Genomic DNA, 15,867 nt, shown 5'->3' on the forward strand with positions numbered 1-15,867 from the left:
CATGACGGCTTTCGGCGTCATGGCTTCACCCCCACTCGCATGGCTCGACGATCCCACGGTTTTCAAGCCGCAAATGCATATTTTCACGGGCTCGAAGCAGCCCTGGGTGGTGCTCGATGACAGCCTGCCGAAATACGAAGGCGCCCCTCCGCCAGGCTGATTTTCCCTTCTCCCCTTGTTGTGGAAGGAGTGGATCGACGCGCAGCGCCAAGGGCCAGGGGAGAGCGCAAGCATGGCCAAAATTTAATCCAAATCGACACGAGATAGCCGGCAAAGCGTCATTGGCGGGCCATCATTGTCTCCCTATTTATGGGTCGCGGGTACGGCATTCGAGGAGACGACGGATGAACGACAGCATCAGCACCCTGGACGAGCTTTTGAGCGATCCGATGGTCCTGCTTGTGATGGAGCGCGATCGTGTGCGCCCCGAACAGGTGCGCATGCTGCTCGAACGGGCTCGCCGGCCTTCGACCGATGAGCCCGAAGTGCCGCCGGCGCATGTGATCGCCAGGACATGCCAGAAACTCTGGCTCTGCCCGTAGTCGCTTTGCGATTTTCGCTGTGTATCTCAAGCCGGCTCCAAGGTGGGCCGGTTTCGAACGGCGTGCACTTCGGCACGCCAGCTTACAAATCCGTAAATTGATTATCCGGCCCATGACGATAAGGCTTGCCCAGGATTGACCGATGGTCGGTCCACGCAACTCCGATCTCTCATGCACGGAATTCGATTTTGGCCGATATCTGCACACAAGGCCTGGATACGGGCTTCGTCGGCCTGGGGTTCGCCAAGGTGGCGTTCCTCGGCGTGGTGCAAGGCATCACCGAACTGTTGCCGATTTCCTCGACCGCCCATATGCGCATCGTGCCGGCCGTGCTCGGCTGGCAGGATCCTGGCTCCGCCTTCTCCGCCGCCATGCAACTCGCGGCTCTTGCCGCGGTGGTCAGCTATTTCTGGAGTGATGTCAGGAATATCCTGTTTGGTTCTTTCAACGCTCTGGCGCGACGCGATTTCGCCGACCGGCATTTCAAGCTGGCGCTCTGGATCGTGCTGGCGACGATCCCGATCGTCATCGCCGGCGTGGCGCTGTCTGGCGTGCTCAACGCCTGCAATTCGCCGCTACGCAGCCTGACGGTGATCGGCTGGGCCTGCATCGCAATGGCGATCCTGCTGGCGCTGGCCGAGATCTTTGCTCGTCACCGGCGCAGCATGGGGGGCGCGTCGCTGACCGATGCGCTGCTCGTCGGTGTTGCCCAGATCGGCGCGCTTGTTCCCGGCGTGTCGCGCTCGGGCTCGACCCTGACGGCGGCATTGGGGCTCGGCTTCAAGCGGGCCGAGGCGGCGCGCTTCTCATTCCTGCTCGGGCTGCCTGCCATCGCGCTCGCCGGCCTCAAGGAACTCTGGGAACTGCACAAGGTCCATCTCGACGCCCATGGCTGGTCGGTGCTTGCTGTCGGGCTGGTCGTTGCGTCGATCTCCGCCTTCTTCGCCATATGGGGGCTGATGCACGTGCTGGAGCGTTTCTCGGCTTGGCCGTTCGTCATCTATCGCGGCCTGCTCGGCATCGTCTTGTTGTTGAGCGTCGCCATGGGATGGCTTGCCTAAGTCCAGAGCCTTTCACAGTCTCGCTTGAAACAGGTTATATCCGTACCGGACCACGAACTTCGATTCCGGTAAGCGCATGGATTTCCTGACCCTCCTGCAATCATTGCCGTTGCTGCTGGCATTGGCCAAGGGCGCACTGCCGTCGGTGGCGGCATTTGGCATGGGATTTGGCCAGTGGACCGCTTCACTGCCGCCATGCCGGGACTTCACCTTCGAGGCGACCAGCTATCTCGTTTGCGAGGTCGATCCAAAACGATATCAGCTCGAGCTGTTCTGGAAGGATGCGGCGGGCAAGCCGTTTCAGTCGCTGCACAATCTGCATGCCACGCAACAGGCGGCAGGGCGCACCATGCTGTTCGGCATCAATGCCGGTATGTATCACCCGAACCTCGCGCCGGTCGGCCTCTATGTCGAGCGTGGCCAGGAGATGGCCTCGGTGAAAACGGGATCGGGAAGCGGCAATTTTTCCCTGCAGCCGAACGGCATTTTCTACATGCGAAACGGCAAGGCCGCAGTCCGTGCCACCAGGGATTTCGTGAAAAGGCGCCCGACAGTCGACTATGCGACGCAATCGGGGCCGATGCTGGTGATCGACGGCAAGCTGCATCCAAAATTCCAGGCTGACGGCACTTCACGGAAAACCCGCGACGGTGTCGGGGTGCGAAAGGACGGCGTCGCGGTTTTTGCGATTTCGAATGGCTCGGTGACCTTCCATGCCTTCGCCCGTCTGTTCCGCGATGCGCTCGGCTGCGACAACGCGCTGTTCCTCGACGGCACGATATCAAGCTTGTTTGCGCCTGCCATCGGCCGCAAAGACGACTATTGGAATCTCGGGCCGATGATCGGCGTTTTCAAAAAATCCTAGCCGGTTTCCATCGCGCTTGCCCGCACGCGGTATGGGCGAAAAAAACTTGATTCAAACTTTATTGGTAATTTCTCATTCATAACTGATCTGGTTTGTCCGTCGGCTGTCGTTTTGCCCTCGGTCTGTTGTGTTTTGAGTACAGGTCCAGATGCGGATTCCGGGCGTCGTCAGTTTTTTGGTCGCATCGCTATGCCTTGCCGGCTGCTCGTCAACGGCCGGCGTCGATGCGCTGGATTTGCAGAAACCGTCCAACGAGACCACCAGTTCCGTGATCCGGCCGCCGGCACCGATCGCCGCTGCTCCGGCGGCAAGGGGCAACAGGGCGGCAAGGGCCGGATTGGCTCCCATGTCTGACAACGGTCCGGGGGAAAAAACGCGCCCGTTCGGCTTGGCGGAGGAGGAAGAGACGGGGGTGTTTGCCGCGCCCGACGTGCCTGATCCCCAAGTGCCTGATGTCGGCGGGCTGCCGGTCGAGCCGGCAGCCTTGGTGTCGCCGCCCAAGCTGTTGACCCGCGCGGCACCGGCCATGCTGGCCGGGCCGCTCACCCGTTACGGATTTCGCGACGCCAAGCCGATCAATTTCGGCAAGGGTTCGCCTCGCCGCCTTGCAGTGCACGGCGTCGACGTCTCGCGTTGGCAAGGCAACGTCAACTGGGACAAATTGCGGGCCCAGGGCGCCAACTTCGCCTACATCAAGGCGACCGACGGAGGTGACCACCTCGATCCGATGTTCATGAAAAACTGGCGCAGCGCCGACGCCGCCGGCTTGAAGCGCGGCGCCTATCATTTCTTCTACTGGTGCCGCACGGCCGGCGAGCAGGCGGACTGGTTCATCCGCAACGTGCCCAGGGTCGAAGGCGCGCTACCGCCGGTGATCGACGTCGAGTGGAACGGCGAGTCCAGCTGCAAGCGGCGGCCGTCGCGCGAAAAGGTGCTGGAAAAGATGCAGGTGTTCATGGACAAGCTGGAGCGGCATTACGGCCAGCGGCCCATCATCTACACCGCGCCCGATTTCTACCGCGACAATCTCAGAGGCGAATTCCTCGACTATCCGTTCTGGCTGCGTGCCGTGGCCCAGCATCCGTCAAAGGTCTATCCCGGCCGCAAATGGCTGTTCTGGCAGTATTCCGGCTCCGGCCTGTCGCACGGCGTCACCGGCCGCATAGACCTCAATGTCTTCCATGGCGACGAACGGCAATGGCGCGCCTGGGCCGGCGGCCGGCAGACGGTAGCCGACGCCAACTGAGACAGTCGTCAGTCCCGGCGCACTTCGCTCTGCCTGATGTCCGCGGTCTGGGCAACGCGACATCGGGCTGCTCGATGGACACGCTTCCGCCGGCAGCATTGGCTGAGGAAAGTGTCCGGCTCTTTGACCGACATGGACGCATGGGAGGAAAAGATGGGTGTGTCATCGGAGGCTCTGGCACAGAGCCGTCAAACGATCAGCGCTTACGAGGATTATGCGGAACAATATGATGCCATCGTGCGCCATGCTCCCAACGAGAGGGAGCAGGCATCGCTCAAGCGCCTGGTGGCAATCGCCGGTACAGGCGGCCGGATTCTGGAAGTCGGGTCCGGAGCCGGATACGACGCGGATTTTCTGGAGACTTTGGGTGTCAAAGTCCGGCGCACCGACGCGACCAAGCGGTTTCTGGAACTGCAGGCCGCGCGTGGCAAGCATGGCGAGTTGCTCGATCTCATCACCGATGATCTCGGCGGCCCCTACGACGCGGTCCTGGCCCTGTGCGTCCTCATCCATGTGCCTCGCGTTGAGACCGACCAGGTGCTTGCCAAGATAGCCGGGTCGCTGCGCCCGGGCGGCGCCTTCCTCGTCTCGATGCGCAATGGCGACGGCGAGACATCAGGCGAATATCATACGGTCTACTGGTGCAGGGACGACTTCGCGGCCCGTCTCGAAGGCGCCGGGCTCGTCCTCATCAGGGACGATTTCAACGTCGGCCGCGATAGCGAAGAATGGAACACGTTCCTGGCCGTGAAGCCTGCATGACGCGGCGTGGGCTGTTGCCGTTTGCGCTGCTCAGCCTTTTCAGATTTGCGAAAATACAAGACATTGCCGCCGCCATGCTGTCTATGTGCGAGTTCCTGCACTCCTGGGGGGAGACGAGTTGGAACTCAAGATCATGCTTGTCGGCTTTGCGTGCGTGGTCGCGGGCGCGCTGTCGTTCATCACCTTCATGAAATGGCGAGAGGTGAAAGCGCTCAGCCGCTGGCTGCCGACGCCGGGAAAGATCATCTCGTCGCGCGTCGAGGCACGTGAGGTCAGAAACTCGGGCGTTGGTTCGGACAGCACTGACACCACCGAAATGCGCAATTTTCCGGCGATAACCTTCGAATACAAGGTCGGCGGCAAGAAATTTCAAAGCTCGCGCTACAGCGTGAAAGAGAATTTGGGGAATTTCGAAGTCGCTGAAACCCTTGCCCAGTTTCCCCGCGGCGCGGAGGTGACTGTCTTCTACAATCCGGCCGATCCGAGCAAAGCGGTGATCGAGCGCACCCTGCCGGACGGCGCCTTCAAGTTCATGGTCCAACTCTCGGCCGGCCTAGTGTTCGGCGCGGTTGTGCTGGTGTTTTCCGTCGGCGGTGTTCTGGAAGCGATCGGGCCGCATTTGCCCAAGCCGCAGAATCTCGGTGCCGCGGCGTTGCTGCTTTTTATGGGCTTGTTCATCCTGAGCATGGGTTTCGCCCAGAAAGCGTTGGCCGAGCAGGCGGCAAAATGGCCGATCGTGGTTGGCTGCATCGACACTTCAGGTCTGCAGGCGCTCCGAAACCATTCAGGCTATGGCCGCTGGCGCACCGTCTTCAAATCCCGAATCGTCTACTCCTATGGCGTCGCCGGCCAGCGCTACAGCGCCGATCGTGTGGCCTTCGGCGCCACCGTGACTGCCTCGCTGCCGGGCCTCGTCGGCGGCCAGGCACGGCAGTATGTCGAAGGCAGCAAGGTCGACGTGCACTATGACCCCGCCAACCCCGGCTCGGCGGTGCTCGAATGCCGGGTCCGGGGGCTTTGGCTGCTATGGCTCTGCTCGGCAGGCTTTCTCGGTGGCGCGGCCTTTCTGCTCGGGCTGGTTTGAGCGTGCCAGCCGACTTCCCCAATGCCAATCCAGACGGCTCCTCATGGGATGCCTTTACCTAAACAGGATGCAGCGATGAATAGCGCCATGAGATCGATCATCTGGGCCAGCGCCCTGCTTGCATCCGCGACAATGTCCGCGATGGCAGACGAACCGGCACCGTCGCGCCCGCCGATCGACAAATGCGTCTGGGAAAGGTTGTCTGACAAAAATATCGGGCTGGCCGCCTGGGCGCAACGCTGCGACTTCGGCTTCCGCCAGATCCATTTCGAATTCGCCGACAACGCGCTTGCCATCAAATACAGCGACGGCGGCGCGGCCGATCCTCTCGTCGAACTGTTCGACATCATATCAGGTGAAACTGCCGAGGCTGCATTGCGCCGCCTGTTCCTGGAAAAAACCGACAAGACTGTCAGCGCCCGCTGCGTGCTGACGCCTTACACCGAGAGCACAGTACCCGCCGGCGTCAAACGCTACACATTCAGCCCCGACGCCGCCTATGCGAAAGAGCTGAAAGCACTTGCCGATCCCAACGAGATTCCGGAGCCGCCCTGCGGCGTCTGGGGCGAAATGCCTGACGGCGTCCAGTATTTCGAGGTGCCGGCGGATGAGGGGCACAGCCTGCTGTTTGTGCGCATCGGCCAGGACGAGCCATTGTTTGACGAGCAGACGCTTCGCGTTTTGCGGAGGGGGTGAGACGCGCTTTCTCGCCAGGTCAGGCGGATTCGGTCATGGCGCCGATCCGCCGGTAGACGAATGGTTCTTCTCTCGAAGGGGCTGTGGCAATGCGCTTGGCTTCGTCGATCAGCATTGCCATGCGAGCATGGACCGGCGATTTCGCGCAAGCCGGGTCCGTTGCAGCGGCATCGCCGGCGATCGCCATCGCCTGGCAGCGGCAGCCGCCCCAGTCGATCTCGCGCCGCTCACAGCCGCGACAGGGTTCCTGCATCCAGTCCGTGCCGCGAAAGGCATTGAACCCCGGTGAATCGGCCCAGATCGAGGACAGCCTGCGTGGTTCGAAACGCTCGAAGCTGAGCGACGGGATCGTCTGTGCGGCATGGCAGGGCAGTACGGTGCCGTCAGGCGTCACCATGAAGGCGTCCCGCGCCCAGCCGCCCATGCACGGCTTGGGATAGATCGCGAAATAGTCCGGCGTCACAAAATCGATGTTGATGATGCCGGCCAGTCGCTCCTGTGCCTCCGCAACGATCTCCGCCTGCCTGTCGACCGCTTCACGCTCGGGCATCAGTTGGTCGCGATTGGTCAACGCCCAGCCGGCATACTGCACATTGGCGATCTCGAGCCTCTCCGCGCCCAGCGAAAGGGCGAGATCGATGAATTCCGGCACTTCCTCGATGTTATGGCGATGGATCGGTGCGTTGATGGTAAGAGGCAGACCGGCAACGCGCGCGCGGCGTGCCGTCTCCAGCTTCTTTTCGTGAGCGCCCTTGTGGTTGCCGATGCGATCGGTGGTCGCCGGCCGCGCGCCCTGAAAGCTCAGTTGCAGATGGTCGAGGCCGGCTTCGGCAAATGCCTCGATACGGCCCTCGACGATGCCAACGCCCGCGGTAATCAGATTGGTGTAGACGCCGCGCCCCGCAAGCCCGGCGATCAATTGCTCGAGGTCGCGGCGCAGTGTCGGCTCGCCACCGGACAGATGCACCTGGAGCACTCCGAGATCGGCGGCCTCCGAGAACAGGGCGAGCCAGGTCTCTGTGTCGAGTTCGCGATTGGCCTTCAGCAGTTCCAGCGGATTGGAGCAATAAGGGCATTGCAGCGGGCAGCGATGCGTCAGTTCCGCCAGCATGCCGATTGGAGGGAGGAGGGGCGTGCTCATAACCTCACCAGCAGCTTGTCCGACCATTCCTGCAGGAAGGCGAGGACGTCGGTCGCCACGGCCTCCTGTTCGGCCTCATAATCCGCGGCAAGGCCAGCAATGATATCGCCTGCCGTTGACCGTCCATCGCAGCGGCGCAAAATATCGAGACTGACATCGTTCGGCCAGAATATCTTTTCGGGTGAAAGCACGGCGAATGCCTGCCGCACAGAATCGTACTGTATGCGCACGTGCTTCGGCAGCGAAGGTATCGACCGCAGCGACACCACGGCTCTTTCGCGCAGCGCCATCATTGGGCTGCCTCGGGCTGGAAGGTGCCGGGCGGTATGTTTCCCTGCTCGCCATAGGCGTGTTGAAGCGCATCAAGCATGGCCCAGAGTATATCGCATTTGAACACCAGTGCATTGATTGCCTGCTGCTGGCGCTCCGCCGTATCGGCGTGGCTGAGCACGTAGGCGAGGGCGAAGTCGGCGTCACGTGACGCCTGTTCGGGCCGTTGCCTGAAATAGGCCAGCGTGTCCTCGGTGATGTAGTCGTATTTGGCCAGCATTGCCGGCACCCGCTCGCCGATGATGAGTGGCGAGAACATCTCGGTCAGCGAGGACGCGACCGCCTCGAACAACGTCCGGTTTGTGCAAAAGGAAAGGTAAGCGCCCACCGCGAAGCGCGTCGCCGGCAGTGCCAGCCTTTCGCTCTTCACGGCCTCGGCGTCCAGGCCGAGCGAAGTTGCCAGATGCAGCCAGCGCGCGATGCCGCCGCTCCAGCCGTCCTCGCCGTCATGATCCTCGATCCGCTTGCGCCACGCGGCGCGAAACGCTGGATCCTCGGCATGCACGAGTATCATGGCATCCTTGCGCGGGATGACCGCCTGATAGCAATAGCGGTTCAGCGCCCAGGCCTTCATCTCGGCCTTCGACAATGCGCCGCTGGTCATCCTGTGGTGAAAGGGATGGCGATTGTGATAGCGCTCGGCGCCAACCTGTCTCAACACGGCTTCGAGAGCGCTCGTGGAGAGTCCGCCTTTGGCTGCATCGCGGAAGTCGCTCAAAATTCCATCTCCATACCGTCGCTTGCGATTTCCCAGCCGGCCGCCTTGACCGCCGCGTGCTCGGCGGAATTCTCGTCAAGGATGGGGTTGGTGTTGTTGATGTGGACGAAGACACGGCGGCCGACCTTCACATCGGCCAAGCCGGCGATCGAACCCGATTCTCCCGAGATTGCCAGATGCCCCATGCGCGCGCCGGTTTTCTGACCGACGCCGGCGACGATCATCTCGTCGTCGGTATAGACCGTGCCGTCGAACAGAAGACAGGCGGCATCGGCGAGACGCGCGCGCAAGGCCGCATCGATGCGCGCGCAGCCTGGGATATAGAAGACGGAGCCGCGGCTGCCGACGCCGGCAATTCGGACTCCGATCGTATTACCTGCGTCGGAGCTGAAATTGGCATCCGGATGGTCTCTATCCTCCAGATAGAGTGCTATCTTCCCGGGCACTGGAAAGGGCTCGATCATTACGCCGGTCTCGCGGCCTTCTGCGTCGCAAATGGCCAATTCTTTCGCCGGCGGCAGGATGCGCCGCGGCACAAGCGCTGGATCGAGAACGTTGAAAATCGAATTCGCCTCCAGCGTCGCCAGAACCTGCGCCGTTGCATAGATGGCGAAAGGCTGCCGCTCGCGCAGGCTGAGCAGTCCGGCGATATGATCGACATCGGCGTTGGTCAGCACCACCGCGCGAATAGGCGTCGAGCGCAGCGGCGCATCGCCCGCAGGCTGCAGTTCAGGTGTTGCAGCGATTTGCTGGCGAATGTCGGGCGAGGCATTGAAAAGAACCCAGCCGAACCCGTCCGCCGAGGCGGCGACACTTGACTGGGTTCGTGAATGCACGCCGGCCATGCCGGTGCGAGCCGCACGACTCAGACTGTAGTTGCAGTTCCATTGCGGAAAGCCGCCGCCCGCCGCCGATCCGATGATCCTCAAATGCATGAAAATGCCCGCGCGCCGGCTTCTCTGACCTGCAGGCAATTTGCAGTCACAAAAAACGCTTCGCGCGCTTTGCGTGCGTCAAAATCTTTCACGAAAATCCATGGGGCGAGGGGATGCGCGCCCCTGTCGCCAGGGACGCGCACCTCTGCGGCCTACTTCTTGGGAGTAATTTCAGCAGGCAGATACCGTGAAATTTCGAAGCCAGCGGCAACCTGACACATGGTCGGTTTTTTCCAGTTCTTCTTCATGACATTTCTCCTCTTATACCAGCCCGAAGGGACCGATCCTGTCGTTAGCCAACCATTGCAGGGCACCGACGCAATGGCTCGTCCATCAAGTCTCAAAATGGACAAATGAAACAATAGGTTTTGAAAAGTTGAAAACAAACTATCGAGAATAATTGCAGTCCTTACTTCAATTGTTCGTTGTGTAGGGTTTTTTCTCCTCCAGTGGAAGGTTTGCATCTTCCCACCCATCAGCGCCTAGCGGATACCAGATTACCGAACTGTAGCCCCACTCGACGGCCCGTTTCGCCGCATTCCACGACATCCAGCAATTCGTCATGCAGTAGAACAGAATCGCGCGCGACTTGTCCGTCCCGGCCTTGGCCTCGAGGCCTTGGCGAAAATAGCTGGCGGTCTCCTGCGAAATAGCGCCGTATCCCACATTGGCCAGCCATATGCTGCCGGGGATGTCCTTTCTGACCTTGTCCCTCCATATGGTTCCTGCCGGCAAATTGGTCGGTTTGGGCGTGTCCGGCATCACGTCGAAGAAGATCGCCTTTTTCGCCCGCCACAGCGCTTCCGCTTCCACCGTCGTCACCACCCTCGCGCCTTGCAGCGTCCGCGGCACCGGCGCCCGATAGTCGTCCATCCGGAAACCGCTGGGTTCGGCGACATCGCCAGCCCATGTCGGCTCGGTCAGACCCAGAAGGCTCGCGGCGACCAGCAAGAAAATAGTCTCCCTTCCATTCATTGGGTAATCAGGTTGTCGTGTTCGTCGATCAGCGGCACGTTATAGCTCAGCAGGATCCTGGTGATCTCCGCCTGGTTTTCCCTGATCACCCGGTTGAGCGTCCGCTTCCATTCCTGGTCGGACGGACGTACGCCCATGGTAATGCGGTAAGACATGCGCGAGCCGGTTTTTTCCTTCACCAGTGGAACGATCGTCACATCAGCTCCGAGTACCTTGGCATAGTAACCTGCCATCGGTCCCCACAGCACCGCCGCATCGATCTTGTGTGCCAGCATGTCCTTGATCATGACCTCCCCCATGGATGGGGTGACGCGCGTATCCACCGCAAGCGGATAGATCTTGGCGGTCCGCAGGAGCTTGTTGGCGGCCATGTGGGCGGTTGGCGGCGTGCTTTCAACGACGCCGATCGTCTTGCCCTTGAGTCTGGGATCCTCGATCGTTTCCACGCCTTCCATATCGTGGCGTTTCGGATGCACAAGCACATAGGCGGAGCGATAGTAGGCGTTGGTGTTCTGCACCAGCTCATCGCCCTGGGCATAGCCCATGATGATGTCGCATCGGTTGGCCCCCAACGTATTGCGCACGAAGCCGGTGATCGTGGGAAACCAGGTGTAGGAGACGGACTTGCGCCCGGTTTTCGCGGCAACCAGCTCTGCCAGCTTGTTTTCGAATCCTTCGCCGCTCTTGTCGGTGAAGGGCATATTCGAGGGATCGGCGCAGACGCGCAAGATGTCGGGATCGACCAGTTCTCCCGCCGCACCAAGGCCGGCGCTTTGCGCATGCGCATTCGACGGCAGCAAGGCGAGTGAGCCGAGGATCGGCAGAACGACGCGCAGCTTCAATGCATCGCGGCCAATCATGTCACCCACCCATGCAGGATGCTTCGGCATCCTTCGCCGCCTGGGCCTTGTCTTCGTGCTTGGGCGGCCGTCCGCGGGGCGCCGCGCCATCTGCGCGCGCGCGCAGGTAGATGTAGAGGTCGTCCATGTAGCAATAGACATTCTTGTTGTCGCCAAAGGCAGGCATGACGTTTTCCTTGCCGCCGCCGACATTCTTGCGGCCTTCGGCGACGATCGAGAGGAACGTGCCGTAATCCATGTTTTTCAGGCTGTTGACCAAAGCCGGCGCATAGCTCGAACCTGTTGCATCCTGTCCGTGGCAGACATGGCAATCGGAGTGATACCGGCGGTAGCCGCTGAACGTGTACCAATCGACGGTTCCGTTTTCGATCTTGTAGGTCGGATTTCCATCCGCATCCAAATACTTGCCGCCTTCTTCCTTCACCGCCTTGGCTTTTTCCATGCTGTCGTCGGCCTGGGCGACGCCTGAGCTTGCCAGAGGCAGCAGAGCCAGGACCAAAGCCGAAATTACAATGCGAACGGACATTCAAACTTCCTTCATTTGCCAATGGACACGGTTTTGCTGGCGCGACCGGCATTGATCGGTGTTTTGGGTGCGTAACCGAATCGAGAGCCCGGCCATGGCTTCCGGATGATCCGGGCTCTCGTTCTTCAAGCCTTTGGTCTCACAAGACCTGAGGCGTTCTCAAGGTTCCCAGCGCATCAATCCGGGAGACCGAAGACGGTGAGCTGACCGCCCAGCGTCGTGTAGTCGGCAAGTGCCGCGTAGCCACCGACGGCACCAAGACCAGCGGTGCCAACGACGGCGGCCTCATCGCCTTGGGCACGGCCCTGATCGACGGCGCCATGCCAGGCAGCGGCGTTATCAGGCGAAAGCAGGCCGCCTGCCAGGCCAATACCTGCCCAACCGCCAACACCCGACAGAACGGCGATGTACTGCTTGCCGCCCTGCTCGTAGGTCGTGATGTTGCCGATGATGCCGGACGGGGTCTTGAACTTGTAGAGTTCCTTGCCGTCCTTATCGACCGCCTTGATGTAGCCTTCGAGCGTGCCGTAGAAGACGACGTCGCCATCCGTGGCCAACGCGCCAGACCACACCGAGAACATCTCGGGCTTCGACCAGACGATCTCACCCTTGGCTGCATCCCAGGCAATGAAGTTGCCCATGCTGCCGTCGCCGCCAGGGGCCGGGTACATCGACACGGTGGCGCCAACATAGGGCTGACCGGCGGTGTAGCTTACCTTGTAAGGCTCATAGTCCATGCAGACATGGTTGGTCGGGACATAGAACAGCCCAGTCTTCGGCGAGTAGGCGGCCGGCTGCTGGTCTTTGGTTCCAAGCGCGGCCGGGCAGATGCCGGTCGAGTTGGTGTCTTCGCCGTTTTGCTGGGTCGAATATTTCGCCACGACCTGCGGGCGGCCATACTGATCGCTCTTTGGGTCCATGTTGACTTCGGTCGCCCAGTTCACAGCCGGATCGTATTTTTTGGCGACGAGAAGTTCGCCGCTGGCGCGATCCATGGTGTAGGCAAAGCCATTGCGATCGAAATGCACCAGCACGTCGTGCTTGGCGCCGTTGACGTCCATGCCATCGACGAGGATCATCTCGTTGATGCCGTCATAGTCCCATTCGTCATGCGGGGTCATCTGGTAGAGCCATTTGGCAACACCCGTGTCCGCATCGCGGGCCATGATCGTCATCGACCAGCGATTGTCGCCGGGGCGTTGTACGGGGTTCCACGTCGAGGGATTGCCGGTGCCATAGTAGACCAGGTTCAGCTTGGGATCATAGGAATACCATCCCCATGTCGTGCCGCCGCCTGTCTTCCACTGCTCGCCTTCCCAGGTGTTCGTGCCGGAGTCCTTGCCCACCGGCTTGCCGAGATGCGTGGTCTTTTCGGGATCGATCAGGGTGTCTGCGTCCGGACCTTCCGAATAGGCTTTCCAGGCGAGTTTGCCATCTTTCAGATTGTAGGCGGCCAGCCAGCCGCGAACGCCGAATTCGGCGCCGGAGACGCCGATGAGCACCTTGTCCTTGACGACGACGGGGGCAGCCGTACCGGATTCGCCTTTGCCGCCATCGGTCTGGTCACCGTTCTTGACCGACCAGACGACCTTGCCGGTCTTCGCGTCGAGGGCGACGACCGTGGTGTCGGCCTGATTGAGAATGATCTTGCCGTCACCATAGGCAACACCGCGATTGACCGTATCGCAACACATGATCGGAATGACGTTGGGATCCTGCTTGGGTTCGTATTTCCAGAGGATCTTCCCGTCATTCTTGAGGTCGAGCGCAAAGACATTGTTCGGGAAAGGCGTGTGGACATACATCACATCGCCGATGATAAGCGGTCCACCCTCGTGGCCTCGCAGCACGCCGGTGGAAAAGGTCCACTTGACCTGCAGGTTCTTCACATTGTCCGCAGTAATCTGGTTGAGTTTGGAATAGCGGGTGTTGGCGTAGTCACCCGTCTGCATTGCCCAGTTCTTCGAATCCGAAGCCAGCTTTGCAAGGTCCTCGTTAGCCGACGCCGTATAGGCCGCGCCGAGCGACAGAAACGCCGCAGTGGTTAGAATATAGGTAGCTTTCGTAAGTACACGCATCCGAATTCCTCCCGAGGTTCATAGTGATGAATCATTTGCTGAGCCCACAAGGGCTTGCCCAAGCGATTCACGGGGGGGAAATATTTCCGGCAGCGTGTCACGACCTAAGCCAGATGTGCAGAGGGCACCGTTACTGCCCACCTCACCTTGGCCTACGAAAGACTGTCGCCGCTCCCTAATGACGGTGACGCCCTTGAAGCCGGAAACAGGGTGAGGCTATGTCATCGCAAAACGCTAGGCAAGCAAAAAAGCCTGGGTGTCTTTTTGCACCGCAATATCGTAAATGATGCGGTGCAATATAAGGAAATAACTAGGACGGTATTTGTTATATAAAGTATTTCTACTAGCTAAGTAACGGTTGGCCGCATAAAATTTGATTATTTTTTGAGTTTTACATTTCACCTAAGCAAGGATTTTATTTAGCGGTATTCACTTCGAGGTCCCGACCTAGCCATCTACGTGCTGCATGGGGAATCGATAGTGGGCCAAGCATGAGATGATCGTTGGAGTTGGGGTGTGGAGCGGGCCATCAGGCCGCCATGCGGAACCACGGTCGATGAGTACCGCATTCCTCCTTTGGTCGTATACGGAAGCCATGGGCGCTTGACTGACTCTGCGGCTCGTTGCCAACTGCCACGGTGATCCCGACTTGGCACATCGCGCCCAGGCTAACCGGAGGTTTTCCCATGATCAGATATGTTGGATTTTCGACCTTGCCGCTGCTCCTGGCCGCGCCGCTGGCCTTCGCAAACTCGGCGGGCGCCGCGGGAGATTACCCGACAGCAACGATTGCCGATTACGTGCTCGGCTGCATGCAGACGAACGGCCAGACACGTAAGGCGCTGGAAAGCTGTTCCTGCTCGATCGACGTCATCGCCTCGATCCTTCCGTACGACCACTATGAGAGGGCCGAGACTTTCAAGAGTATGTCTTTGACCACAGGCGAAAACGCTGGGCTGTTTCGCGAAAGCGCACCGGCGAAGGCCGCCCGTACCGAATTGAAGCGCGCGCAGTCGGAAGCCGACGTGCGCTGCTTTTAGAGCCTGCTCCCTCCGCAAGCCGGATGGAGTTCCATCCTTTGCCTGGACATGATCCTCCCGAAATGAGCTTCACTTCGGGGATCGAGCTGGCAAGCATCCGGCATTACGGCGCAAGAGGGATACTTTAGAGACCTGCTGTCTCCAGGGGCCACTGATTGCGGAATGTTTTGCCATCCGTGTCGGTCGCTTCCACCTGGATTTCGCCGTTGCCATGCACGGTGAAATCGAACCGGAAATTGGGGTCTTCCGAAATCGATATTCCACCTTCCATGGAGAGGATCGGCCGGCCGGCTTGCGAGATCGACAGTTTCTGAACAAAATGCGCCGGTATGAAATACTGGGTCAGCGGATCCCGCTGCAGGCCCGAATTGTTAGGATGCCGGATCATCAACTGCAGTTCCTCAGTCTTGGTCATCGTCTCTTTGGGCGGGAACTGGCGCAGCTTCATTTGACCCATCGTCGCGTTGGCCTCGTCCTGGTTCTTGACCGCAGGGGCGGAGCATCCGCCTGATGCCTTGACGAAGGTCTGCATCATATGGAGCTGGCCGCTCTGCGTCTCAGCGATGGCACGCAGATAGGAATAGTCGTTGACGCGCACGCGCGTCGACAGATGCGTCACGCCGGCATCCTTGCCGAGCTGGAACGTTGCCGCCACCGGTGCAGGGTTGGCATCGATGATCAGGGTAACGGATTTGATGCCGTCCGGCGCCTTGGCTGGATCGAGATAGATGTCGACGGGCACGATGGCGGCATCCTGCGCCCGCTTCGGCGCTTCGATCCTGACGACGCCTGTATCGACCAGAATTGCCCGATCGCCGAACACGTCGCCCTTCAAGTCATGCCAGATTCTGTCCGAGGACGCGGTTGTTTGCTGTGCGCTGGCGGTTCCGGAGGAACCGAGCAGCGTGCCGATGGCCAAGATGATCGCGACAAAAACGGATGCGAGCGGCAAAGCGAGCTGCCGGCTCGAGTAAGGGTGATTTTGCATTTCGATGCCTCCACCAATGC

The 15,867-nt window shown here is 60.3% G+C and carries 18 protein-coding genes; 8 read left to right on the forward strand and 10 right to left on the reverse strand.

Annotated features, from left to right (window positions below):
* Positions 1-344: 344 nt before the first annotated feature.
* The 3 genes from EN749_RS14650 (at position 345) to EN749_RS14660 (ending at position 2,468) form a co-directional block, all read left to right on the forward strand.
* The gene (locus tag EN749_RS14650) at positions 345-542 is read left to right on the forward strand and encodes a hypothetical protein (protein ID WP_013532087.1); all 198 of its coding nucleotides are present in this window, start codon (positions 345-347) and stop codon (positions 540-542) included.
* Positions 543-730: 188 nt separating this feature from the next.
* The gene (locus EN749_RS14655; protein WP_127269867.1) at positions 731-1,603 is read left to right on the forward strand and encodes an undecaprenyl-diphosphate phosphatase; all 873 of its coding nucleotides are present in this window, start codon (positions 731-733) and stop codon (positions 1,601-1,603) included.
* A 76-nt stretch (positions 1,604-1,679) separates the two neighbouring features.
* Positions 1,680-2,468, forward strand: coding sequence for a phosphodiester glycosidase family protein (locus tag EN749_RS14660; RefSeq protein ID WP_127327552.1), 789 nt, complete (start codon positions 1,680-1,682; stop codon positions 2,466-2,468).
* 72 nt (positions 2,469-2,540) lie between these two features.
* On the opposite strand, the gene EN749_RS38760 is transcribed toward EN749_RS14660, so the two are convergent.
* On the reverse strand, positions 2,541-2,816 hold the full coding sequence (locus tag EN749_RS38760; RefSeq protein ID WP_245481745.1) for a hypothetical protein: 276 nt from the start codon (positions 2,814-2,816) through the stop codon (positions 2,541-2,543).
* On the opposite strand from EN749_RS38760, the gene EN749_RS14665 reads away from it, so the two are divergent.
* The 4 genes from EN749_RS14665 (at position 2,815) to EN749_RS14680 (ending at position 6,256) form a co-directional block, all read left to right on the forward strand.
* Positions 2,815-3,714 carry a glycoside hydrolase family 25 protein gene (locus EN749_RS14665; RefSeq protein ID WP_245466321.1) on the forward strand — a complete coding sequence of 300 codons (900 nt, stop codon included), beginning with the start codon at positions 2,815-2,817 and terminating at the stop codon, positions 3,712-3,714. The two genes, EN749_RS38760 and EN749_RS14665, sit on opposite strands and share 2 nt — an antisense overlap.
* 153 nt (positions 3,715-3,867) lie before the next feature.
* Complete coding sequence (locus EN749_RS14670; RefSeq protein WP_127810622.1) at positions 3,868-4,476, forward strand: class I SAM-dependent methyltransferase; 609 nt, start codon at positions 3,868-3,870, stop codon at positions 4,474-4,476.
* A 118-nt stretch (positions 4,477-4,594) separates the two neighbouring features.
* Positions 4,595-5,560 carry a DUF3592 domain-containing protein gene (locus EN749_RS14675; RefSeq protein ID WP_245481743.1) on the forward strand — a complete coding sequence of 322 codons (966 nt, stop codon included), beginning with the start codon at positions 4,595-4,597 and terminating at the stop codon, positions 5,558-5,560.
* Positions 5,561-5,758: 198 nt separating this feature from the next.
* Positions 5,759-6,256 (forward strand): hypothetical protein, encoded by a 498-nt coding sequence (locus tag EN749_RS14680; RefSeq protein ID WP_245481742.1) that lies wholly within the window; start codon positions 5,759-5,761, stop codon positions 6,254-6,256.
* Positions 6,257-6,275: 19 nt separating this feature from the next.
* Here the strand turns inward: EN749_RS14680 and pqqE are convergent, their stop codons facing one another.
* The 8 genes from pqqE to EN749_RS14725 all read right to left on the reverse strand — a co-directional run bounded on the left by pqqE (position 6,276) and on the right by EN749_RS14725 (position 13,819).
* Positions 6,276-7,397, reverse strand: a complete 1,122-nt coding sequence (pqqE, locus tag EN749_RS14685; protein WP_128363406.1) for a pyrroloquinoline quinone biosynthesis protein PqqE — start codon at positions 7,395-7,397, stop codon at positions 6,276-6,278.
* Positions 7,394-7,690, reverse strand: a complete 297-nt coding sequence (pqqD, locus tag EN749_RS14690; RefSeq protein WP_127398039.1) for a pyrroloquinoline quinone biosynthesis peptide chaperone PqqD — start codon at positions 7,688-7,690, stop codon at positions 7,394-7,396. The genes pqqE and pqqD overlap by 4 nt, the downstream gene beginning before the upstream one ends.
* Complete coding sequence (gene pqqC / locus EN749_RS14695; protein WP_128363407.1) at positions 7,687-8,445, reverse strand: pyrroloquinoline-quinone synthase PqqC; 759 nt, start codon at positions 8,443-8,445, stop codon at positions 7,687-7,689. The genes pqqD and pqqC overlap by 4 nt, the downstream gene beginning before the upstream one ends.
* Positions 8,442-9,380, reverse strand: a complete 939-nt coding sequence (gene pqqB, locus EN749_RS14700; protein WP_128363408.1) for a pyrroloquinoline quinone biosynthesis protein PqqB — start codon at positions 9,378-9,380, stop codon at positions 8,442-8,444. The genes pqqC and pqqB overlap by 4 nt, the downstream gene beginning before the upstream one ends.
* Before the next feature lie 414 nt (positions 9,381-9,794).
* On the reverse strand, positions 9,795-10,355 hold the full coding sequence (locus tag EN749_RS14710) for a PQQ-dependent catabolism-associated CXXCW motif protein (protein ID WP_127267403.1): 561 nt from the start codon (positions 10,353-10,355) through the stop codon (positions 9,795-9,797).
* On the reverse strand, positions 10,352-11,245 hold the full coding sequence (locus EN749_RS14715; RefSeq protein ID WP_128363409.1) for a substrate-binding domain-containing protein: 894 nt from the start codon (positions 11,243-11,245) through the stop codon (positions 10,352-10,354). The genes EN749_RS14710 and EN749_RS14715 overlap by 4 nt, the downstream gene beginning before the upstream one ends.
* Entirely contained in the window at positions 11,217-11,741 is a 525-nt protein-coding gene (locus tag EN749_RS14720) for a c-type cytochrome, methanol metabolism-related (RefSeq protein WP_127327544.1), read from the reverse strand. The genes EN749_RS14715 and EN749_RS14720 overlap by 29 nt, the downstream gene beginning before the upstream one ends.
* A gap of 176 nt (positions 11,742-11,917) precedes the next feature.
* Complete coding sequence (locus EN749_RS14725; RefSeq protein WP_127321098.1) at positions 11,918-13,819, reverse strand: methanol/ethanol family PQQ-dependent dehydrogenase; 1,902 nt, start codon at positions 13,817-13,819, stop codon at positions 11,918-11,920.
* Between the two features lie 713 nt (positions 13,820-14,532).
* On the opposite strand from EN749_RS14725, the gene EN749_RS14730 reads away from it, so the two are divergent.
* Positions 14,533-14,859, forward strand: a complete 327-nt coding sequence (locus tag EN749_RS14730; RefSeq protein ID WP_348629351.1) for a hypothetical protein — start codon at positions 14,533-14,535, stop codon at positions 14,857-14,859.
* A 124-nt stretch (positions 14,860-14,983) separates the two neighbouring features.
* Here the strand turns inward: EN749_RS14730 and EN749_RS14735 are convergent, their stop codons facing one another.
* Positions 14,984-15,865: a quinoprotein dehydrogenase-associated SoxYZ-like carrier gene (locus tag EN749_RS14735; protein ID WP_348629352.1), complete on the reverse strand. Its 882-nt coding sequence runs from the start codon at positions 15,863-15,865 to the stop codon at positions 14,984-14,986.
* Positions 15,866-15,867 lie beyond the last annotated feature (2 nt).

It is taken from the genome of Mesorhizobium sp. M7A.F.Ca.ET.027.02.1.1, from assembly GCF_004022985.1.
In the GTDB taxonomy this organism is placed as follows: Bacteria; Pseudomonadota; Alphaproteobacteria; order Rhizobiales; family Rhizobiaceae; genus Mesorhizobium.

Bases quoted from the DNA above. Each gene is read 5' to 3' on its own strand.
- EN749_RS14650 (WP_013532087.1), top strand. From the start codon at position 345: ATGAACGACAGCATCAGCACCCTGGACGAGCTTTTGAGCGATCCGATG.
- EN749_RS14660 (WP_127327552.1), top strand. From the start codon at position 1,680: ATGGATTTCCTGACCCTCCTGCAATCATTGCCGTTGCTGCTGGCATTG.
- EN749_RS14665 (WP_245466321.1), top strand. From the start codon at position 2,815: ATGTCTGACAACGGTCCGGGGGAAAAAACGCGCCCGTTCGGCTTGGCG.
- EN749_RS38760 (WP_245481745.1), bottom strand. From the start codon at position 2,816: ATGGGAGCCAATCCGGCCCTTGCCGCCCTGTTGCCCCTTGCCGCCGGA.
- EN749_RS14670 (WP_127810622.1), top strand. From the start codon at position 3,868: ATGGGTGTGTCATCGGAGGCTCTGGCACAGAGCCGTCAAACGATCAGC.
- pqqE (WP_128363406.1), bottom strand. From the start codon at position 7,397: ATGAGCACGCCCCTCCTCCCTCCAATCGGCATGCTGGCGGAACTGACG.
- pqqD (WP_127398039.1), bottom strand. From the start codon at position 7,690: ATGATGGCGCTGCGCGAAAGAGCCGTGGTGTCGCTGCGGTCGATACCT.
- pqqB (WP_128363408.1), bottom strand. From the start codon at position 9,380: ATGCATTTGAGGATCATCGGATCGGCGGCGGGCGGCGGCTTTCCGCAA.
- EN749_RS14710 (WP_127267403.1), bottom strand. From the start codon at position 10,355: ATGAATGGAAGGGAGACTATTTTCTTGCTGGTCGCCGCGAGCCTTCTG.
- EN749_RS14715 (WP_128363409.1), bottom strand. From the start codon at position 11,245: ATGCCGAAGCATCCTGCATGGGTGGGTGACATGATTGGCCGCGATGCA.
- EN749_RS14720 (WP_127327544.1), bottom strand. From the start codon at position 11,741: ATGTCCGTTCGCATTGTAATTTCGGCTTTGGTCCTGGCTCTGCTGCCT.
- EN749_RS14725 (WP_127321098.1), bottom strand. From the start codon at position 13,819: ATGCGTGTACTTACGAAAGCTACCTATATTCTAACCACTGCGGCGTTT.